Origin of the sequence: Xenorhabdus khoisanae, assembly GCF_001037465.1 — a bacterium.
GTDB classification, from domain to species: Bacteria; Pseudomonadota; Gammaproteobacteria; order Enterobacterales; family Enterobacteriaceae; genus Xenorhabdus; species Xenorhabdus khoisanae.
This window is the reverse complement of the sequence record NZ_LFCV01000044.1, coordinates 35,899-43,321: the sequence shown is the minus strand read 5'-3', so window position 1 is coordinate 43,321 and position 7,423 is coordinate 35,899. Positions and strand designations below refer to the sequence as shown.

General features: G+C 44.9%; 5 protein-coding genes and 4 tRNA genes. 4 read left to right on the top strand and 5 right to left on the bottom strand.

Annotation, left to right across the window (positions count from 1 at the left end; translation table 11 throughout):
* The first annotated feature begins 301 nt into the window (after positions 1 to 301).
* From hemC to hemY, 4 genes are read left to right on the top strand one after another with little or no spacing between them, the layout of a single operon-like run.
* A complete protein-coding gene (hemC, locus tag AB204_RS07995; protein ID WP_047962857.1) occupies positions 302 to 1,243 on the top strand; it encodes a hydroxymethylbilane synthase in 942 nt (313 codons plus the stop codon).
* Entirely contained in the window at positions 1,240 to 1,980 is a 741-nt protein-coding gene (gene hemD / locus AB204_RS07990; protein WP_047962856.1) for a uroporphyrinogen-III synthase, read from the top strand. The genes hemC and hemD overlap by 4 nt, the downstream gene beginning before the upstream one ends.
* Positions 1,981 to 2,000: 20 nt before the next feature.
* Positions 2,001 to 3,215: a uroporphyrinogen-III C-methyltransferase gene (gene hemX / locus AB204_RS07985; RefSeq protein WP_047962855.1), complete on the top strand. Its 1,215-nt coding sequence runs from the start codon at positions 2,001 to 2,003 to the stop codon at positions 3,213 to 3,215.
* A 2-nt stretch (positions 3,216 to 3,217) separates the two neighbouring features.
* A complete protein-coding gene (gene hemY, locus AB204_RS07980) occupies positions 3,218 to 4,423 on the top strand; it encodes a protoheme IX biogenesis protein HemY (protein WP_047962854.1) in 1,206 nt (401 codons plus the stop codon).
* Positions 4,424 to 5,180: 757 nt separating this feature from the next.
* On the opposite strand, the gene AB204_RS07975 is transcribed toward hemY, so the two are convergent.
* From AB204_RS07975 to thrP, 5 genes are all read right to left on the bottom strand, one after another.
* A tRNA-Pro gene (locus AB204_RS07975) sits at positions 5,181 to 5,257 on the bottom strand.
* A gap of 23 nt (positions 5,258 to 5,280) precedes the next feature.
* Positions 5,281 to 5,367 (bottom strand) — tRNA-Leu (locus tag AB204_RS07970).
* 15 nt (positions 5,368 to 5,382) lie between these two features.
* A tRNA-His gene (locus AB204_RS07965) sits at positions 5,383 to 5,458 on the bottom strand.
* A 108-nt stretch (positions 5,459 to 5,566) separates the two neighbouring features.
* Positions 5,567 to 5,643, bottom strand: a tRNA-Arg gene (locus AB204_RS07960).
* Positions 5,644 to 5,804: 161 nt separating this feature from the next.
* The gene (gene thrP, locus AB204_RS07955; protein WP_047962853.1) at positions 5,805 to 7,181 is read right to left on the bottom strand and encodes a bifunctional threonine/serine APC transporter ThrP; all 1,377 of its coding nucleotides are present in this window, start codon (positions 7,179 to 7,181) and stop codon (positions 5,805 to 5,807) included.
* Positions 7,182 to 7,423: the final 242 nt, after the last annotated feature.

Genomic DNA, 7,423 nt, shown 5'->3' with positions numbered 1-7,423 from the left:
CTTATAATATTTTTTAATTTTTTATTATCTTGTTGTGGTTTTTTACTAACCAACTCAGCTTAAAATGTTAATTCGCTTTTAAATCAAACTGTTTGTTTATTTTCTCCATTTAAATAAAACATTATTTTAATATTTAAAATTATTTTTATCTTATAAGCTGTATATCCATATACTATTTTACTTTTTCTTGTATTTTCGTAACTGGAAAAAAAATCATTGAAATGTTAAAACTGGCACTATTTTCTCACTAATTGGTGGCTAATTAGTGGCTCACAAGCCGCCATACCTAATATATTTACCCATGACAATGAAAATCATTCGCATCGCTACCCGCCAAAGCCCATTAGCTATGTGGCAAGCGCAATATGTTCAAAAACAACTGGAACACTTTCATCCAGAATTGAAAGTAGAGCTGGTTCCAATGGTCACGCGTGGCGATATTATCCTCGATACACCATTAGCAAAGGTGGGAGGCAAGGGCCTGTTCGTGAAAGAATTAGAACTGGCATTGCTTGAAAAACGCGCTGATATTGCTGTCCATTCCATGAAAGATGTCCCTGTCGAATTTCCCGACGGTTTGGGGTTGGTCACAATCTGCGAACGGGATGATCCACGGGATGCTTTTGTTTCAGTAAAATACGCCTCGCTTGATGATTTGCCAGCAGGCAGTATTGTTGGGACATCCAGCTTACGTCGTCAGTGCCAAATCCGCCAGATACGCCCTGATCTTGTCGTCCGTGATTTGCGTGGTAATGTCGGCACTCGCCTGAGCAAACTTGATAATGGTGATTATGATGCCATTATCCTTGCAACCGCCGGGCTAAAAAGGCTGGGGCTCGAAGAACGCATTCGCATGCCATTGGCACCAGAGTTAGTGCTGCCAGCCGTCGGTCAAGGTGCAGTAGGAATTGAGTGTCGGCTCGATGATCAGCAAACCCGTGACCTGCTGGCTCCCTTGAACCACGCCAGAACAGAAACTTGCGTTCTGGCTGAGCGAGCCATGAATACCCGCCTTGAAGGGGGTTGTCAGGTACCGATTGGCAGTTATGCCATCTGGCAAGAAGGCAATATCTGGCTACGTGCTCTGGTTGGCGCGCCGGATGGCAAAGTTATCGTACGCGGCGAAAGAAGGGTATCACCAGAAGAGGCCCGTCAGGCTGGAGTGGCATTGGCGGAGGAGTTATTGGAAAAAGGCGCCCGCCAAATTTTGGCAAGCGTATACCAGGGGAATCCACCTGAATGAGCATTTTGATCACCCGCCCTGCTCCCGCAGGAGAGGAATTGGTCAGGCGATTGCGGGCTATCGGAAAAACAGCCTTCAGCGCACCTCTCATCGAAATTTATCCGGGGGCAGATTTGCCATTGCTGTCACAAAAACTGCAATGGTTATCCGCGGGGGATCTGGTTTTCCTGTTATCAAAAAACGCCGTTCATTATGCCAATCAGCAGCTTATTCAAGAGGGCCTGTCATGGCCTAATAAGCTCTCTTACTATGGCATCGGTAAATCAACTTCCCTGATGTTTCACCAACAGACTGGGTTAGAAATCGTCTGGCCCGGACAAGGTGAAACCAGTGAAGATCTACTGAAACTCCCCGCTCTACAGAAGATGAGTCATAAAAAGATTTTATTGCTCCGAGGCAATGGCGGTCGTGAAGTCATTGCTTCCACGTTAAGAATGCGGGGAGGGATAGTGGATTACTGTGAATGTTATTCACGACAGCCAGTTAAATATCATGCAGCCGATTTCAGTTATCACTGGCAGCAATATGGTATAAAAACCATCGTTGTTACAAGTGGCGAAATGCTGCAACTGTTATATAACTTAGTAACTGATAGCGATGGAAAAGTGTGGTTATTGAGTTGCTGTCTGGTTGTAGTCAGCGAACGCCTTGCTAATATTGCCCAAGCATTGGGCTGGCAAACAATAAAAGTAGCCAAGAGTGCAGATAATGACGCCTTAATCCAGGCGCTGGAATAAACCAATATGGGATGTCCATTATGACGGAACAAAAGCAGTCCACCGATGCGGTTGAGACAAAACGCCCTCAGCAGCCTGAAACGGCTCCCCATAAACCCAAACGTTATGGATGGGTAGGCAATACACTCTCAATTGCCATTTCGCTGGCAATCGGTGTTGGTGGCCTTTACATTTATTATCATGGTAAACAGCAGAATGCGGCATTAAGCGCCGAAAATTTCGCTCTTCAGCAAGAAATCGCCTCTCTGACACAACAGCACTCTGCCGATAAGCAAAATGTTAATGCCAAACTCCAAGAATTTGATTCTTCCTTACAAGAATTCAAATCACGAAACCAGCAACTGGATGACCGTCTGGCTGAGCTTCAAACCCGTATTTCGGCATTTTCAAATACTGACATCGAGAACTGGCGACTGGCACAAGCAAGTTCCTTCGTTAAAATGGCCGGGCGCAAAATATGGAGTGAACAAGATGTCACAACGGCTATCGCATTGTTGAAAGATGCCGACCAGAACCTTGCTGAAATGGATGATCCGAGCCTGATCTATGCCCGCAAAGCTATCATGGCAGATATCGATTCACTGACTAAAATCAAACAGCTTGATTTAGATGGTATTATCCTGACGCTGAATCAGCTATCAAACCAAGTCAATAACTTGCCCCTGTTTGACAAAGTAGAACAAGCCGCGCCGATGGAAACTAACAATGATGAAATCACGGCCTCACTTTCCGACTGGCGTAAAAACCTGAGCAGTAGTTGGCACAGCTTTATGGATAACTTCATTACTATTACTCCTCGTGATAGCAACAAAGAACCACTATTGGCACCTAATCAGGATATTTACCTACGCGAAAACATCCGTTCCAAGCTACTGATCGCTGCACAAGCGGTTCCCCGCCATCAGAGTGAAATTTACAAGAAAGCGTTGAGTTCCGTTGGAGAATGGGTAAGAAGTTATTTTGATACCTCGGCTCCAGATACAGAAAATTTTTTACATAACGTCGATTCACTGCAAGAACGTCCTCTTTCTATTGATGTTCCTGAACAACTGAGCAGCCAACCAATCCTGGCAGAACTTGTGCGTAAGCGGATCTACAATCTACCGCATTCCGTATCCCCTGAACCAGAAACGAAATCAGGAACCAAGCCTGAAACTCAATCAGAAACGCAATCACAGCCGGCTCCAGCAGCAGAAGCATCCGGTCAGGCAGATACATCTGTTGAGGAGAGTTGAGTATGCTGAAGATATTATTGCTGTTCATTATTCTTATTGTGGGCATCATACTTGGCCCCTTGATGTCCGGGCATCAAGGGTACGTTTTGATCCAAACAGACAGTAAGAATATCACCACCAGCATCACTGCTATGGTGATTATGTTTCTCTTGTTACAATTCCTGCTGATTTTCATCGGTTGGTGTTATCGTCGGTTAAAGCGTACCAGCACATTCACCCATAGCTGGATCTTTGGTGGCTATAAGCGCAGTCGGGCACGTTCACAAACCAAACAGGCACTGCTCAAACTGGCCGAAGGGGATTTCAAGCAGGTTGAGCGTCTAATGACCCGCAATGTTGATCATGCAGAGCATCCTGTCGTGAACTATTTGTTGGCGGCAGAAGCTGCTCAACAGCGCGGTGATTATTTCCGTACCAACCAGTATATTGAGCGTGCCGCAGAAGTTGCAGATAAGGATCAACTCCCTGTCGATATTACCCGTGTACGTATCCAACTGGCACAAGGCGAAATTCATGCTGCACGCAATGGTGTGGATAAGCTGCTGAACTATGCCCCTCGCCACCCTGAAGTATTGCGGCTGGCTGAACAGGCTTATTCTCTTTCAGGTGCTTATCAATCATTAGTTGATATCTTGCCTTCAATCATGAAAATTGATCTGCATAGTGAGGAAGAAATCCTTAAACTGCGTCAGCAAGCCTATGTCGGGTTAATGAATCAAATTATGGCAGAAAAAGGCAGTTCTGGTCTGAAAGTATGGTGGAAAGAGCAAAGCCGCAGGATTCGCAATGATATCGTGCTACAAGTCGCTATGTCCGAACATTTGATTGAGTGCAATGATCACGATACAGCCCAGCAAATCATTCTGAATGGATTAAAACAGCAATATGACGAACGTCTCCTGCTCTTGATTCCGCATCTTAAAACCAGCGATCCCGAAGCCATACAAAAAACGCTCACCCAACAATTAAAGCAACATGGTGCGACACCGCTGCTCAACAGCACCATAGGGCAGGTTGCTTTGCGCAATGGTGAATGGGCTAATGCTGAAACAGCCTTTAAGGCAGCGCTTGCACAGCGACCGGATGCCCATGATTACGCATGGCTTGCCGATGCACTCGACAGATTGCAAAAACGCGAAGAAGCCGCCCAAACCCGTAGCAAAGGCTTTATGTTGACTTTAAAACGCAATGACGACCTTGAAAAATAACGAAGCATAAACTTGGTTATTTCACACCTCAGTTAACGATGATATGGATACCATTGAGGCGTTAACTGAGATGCGCCGTATTTCTACAGGCAAAAAAAAACACCTATCAAAAAGACAGGTGTATAAATACAATCAGGTCTACAGACGGATAGTGCCTCACTCAACGTTGTGTCCGGTTTGTGATGAAAAGACAGTGTTGCTTACTCATCTATAACGTGGACCATAGGCACTGACAATCAGCTCTACATCATCCCGGAGTTTATGAAGTCATATGCTGTCATAAGGAGTGGGATGAGTATCTACAATTTATTAAATGCATTTTACATGCCAACTTTTTCAATCAGGATAAACTTTCCTTACCTACGTTTTGACTGACTTTCCATAATAGACATCCTGATTTTCACTAAAAACAAGCAAAAATACCGTCTCCCATTTGAGACGCGCTTCAAGGTGTTTGCATTTAGGCAATAAAAATCATGGCGTTAAACGTCGTCATTTGGAGACACTTGATGGTATGGTTTGTCGTTGAAATACAACATCAATCTAAAAATAACCTTTTAAACAACCAGTTGAGGCATTAATAAAAACCATGATATTCAATGCCACACCAAGGGAATCAAAAAAGAAATTAAAAAGAAATAAAAGGGAAAAATAAGTGTTTTTTATCCGCAAGGGAGTTTTTTATTGGTAGGAAAGCTTTTGATTGGCCGAACAATACAAAGAAAAATCCCCGCAGTTGCGGGGATTTTTCAGAATCTGGTCGGCGAGAGAGGATTCGAACCTCCGACCCACTGGTCCCAAACCAGTTGCGCTACCAAGCTGCGCTACTCGCCGAAATATATCTTTTCTCTTTTTTATGGTGCGAAGGGGGGGACTTGAACCCCCACGTCCGTAAGGACACTAACACCTGAAGCTAGCGCGTCTACCAATTCCGCCACCCTCGCGTGTCATAAAAAAGATGGGGTGGCTAACGAGACTCGAACTCGCGACGACTGGAATCACAATCCAGGGCTCTACCAACTGAGCTATAGCCACCATAACAGCTATCTTTTATATACTGTTTACTACTTACTACTTACTACTGCTACAACCGCGCGCTATCGACCACGATAACTCATTGTCACTGCTCTTGCACGCTTAAAATGGCGCGCCCGACAGGATTCGAACCTGAGACCTCTGCCTCCGGAGGGCAGCGCTCTATCCAGCTGAGCTACGGGCGCTTAACGCCGTTGCGGTGGAGGATAGTACGGACTTAATGTCGTACTGTCCAGTGCTTTTTTTAAAGAAACGATTCGTTTGCTTACGCTTTGCTCATTTAGTTGATAAAGACAACACATTTCCACCGCAATCGACCTTATTGCATAAGAATCAATCAGTCAAATTAGTGTGATTTTTTCTGCGAAGAAATAATCTTAACCAAGAAATAAATGCATGACACAATCAGCAAAAATGCCCCACCTACCATCAGTGAGAAACGCGTATCCGGGTTAACGGCCATGCCGACTAATACACAACTCAGGAAAATCAAGGTCAGGTAATTGACATAAGGGAACAGGATCGATTTAAACCGATGCTGTTTCAGGGCTTCCTCATGATGTTTGCGGAAACGCAGCTGACTCACCAGAATCACAAACCACGGCACCATACCGGGTAATACGCTGGCGCTATAAACGTAAACAAATACCGACTGAGGATCTGGAATCAGATAATTCAGGCTGGAACCGGCAACCAAACAGCCAATGGTGATGGCTATACATTTCACCGGCACACCGTTTTTCGACAGTTTTAGCAGTGAAGCTGGCAATTGACGGTTTTGAGCCAGGGCATACAACATCCGTCCGCCGCTATACATTCCGCTGTTACATCCAGAAAGTGCCGCGGTCAGTACGACAAAGTTAATCACTGCGGCCGCAGAAGCAATACCCACTTTAGAAAAGGTCATCACGAATGGGCTGCCATGCGTGCCAACTTCAGTCCACGGGAACAGCGTCACAACAATAAAAATGGCACCAACATAGAAGATCAGGATACGCCACAGGATCTTGTTGATCGCTTTCTTAAGTGTAACCTGTGGATTTTTCGCTTCACCCGCAGTGATACCAACCAGTTCAACTCCCTGATAGGACGCAACAACAATACACAGGGCAAATAAAAACCCTTTCCAGCCACCGGAGAAAAAACCATCATGTGAGGTTAGGTTACCTAATCCAATAGGTTGCCAGTCATTACCTAAACCAAAAAAAATCAAACCAATGCCAATCAAAATCATCACAATAATCGTTGTGACTTTGATCATGGCAAACCAGAACTCCAATTCACCATACAGGCGTACCGCCGCCAGATTCGCCAGAGCCACTAACCCGACCGCTACCAGCGCAGAAACCCACTGCGGCAATTCTGGAAACCAGAATTCGGCATATACGCCGATGGCAGTGATTTCTGAAATTCCCACAGAAACCCACATGAACCAATAGCCCCATGCCGTCAGACAGCCCCAATAAGGACTAAGGTACTTATGCCCAAAAGACGCGAATGAGCCGGTGACAGGTTCAAGGAATAACATTTCTCCCATTGAACGCATGATGAAAAAGACAAAAAGTCCAGCAATAATGTAAGCCAGCAAAACGGAAGGGCCAGCCCATTTCAAAGTACTGGCCGATCCCATGAACAACCCTACGCCGATTGTGCCACCTAGCGCAATCAGTTCAATATGACGTGCCTCAAGTCCCCTTTGCAGGCTCTGTTTTGAATCACTCATAAAACTCCCTATCCACTTTTATGATGTCTATATTTGCAAACAGAAAAAATACAGGAATTGATAATCAATCGTTGTAAAAAAGGCTGGGATCAAAACACGTTTTGCCAATCAGTGAAATAAAAAATTATAAAATTACACCAATACCAATCTTGTTTGGCATCGCGGTTGGGGAGAACAGCATCAATAATGGTTATTATCTAACCACACAACAAGGTGGCTATTTCACGTTTTTGCTAAGTGCG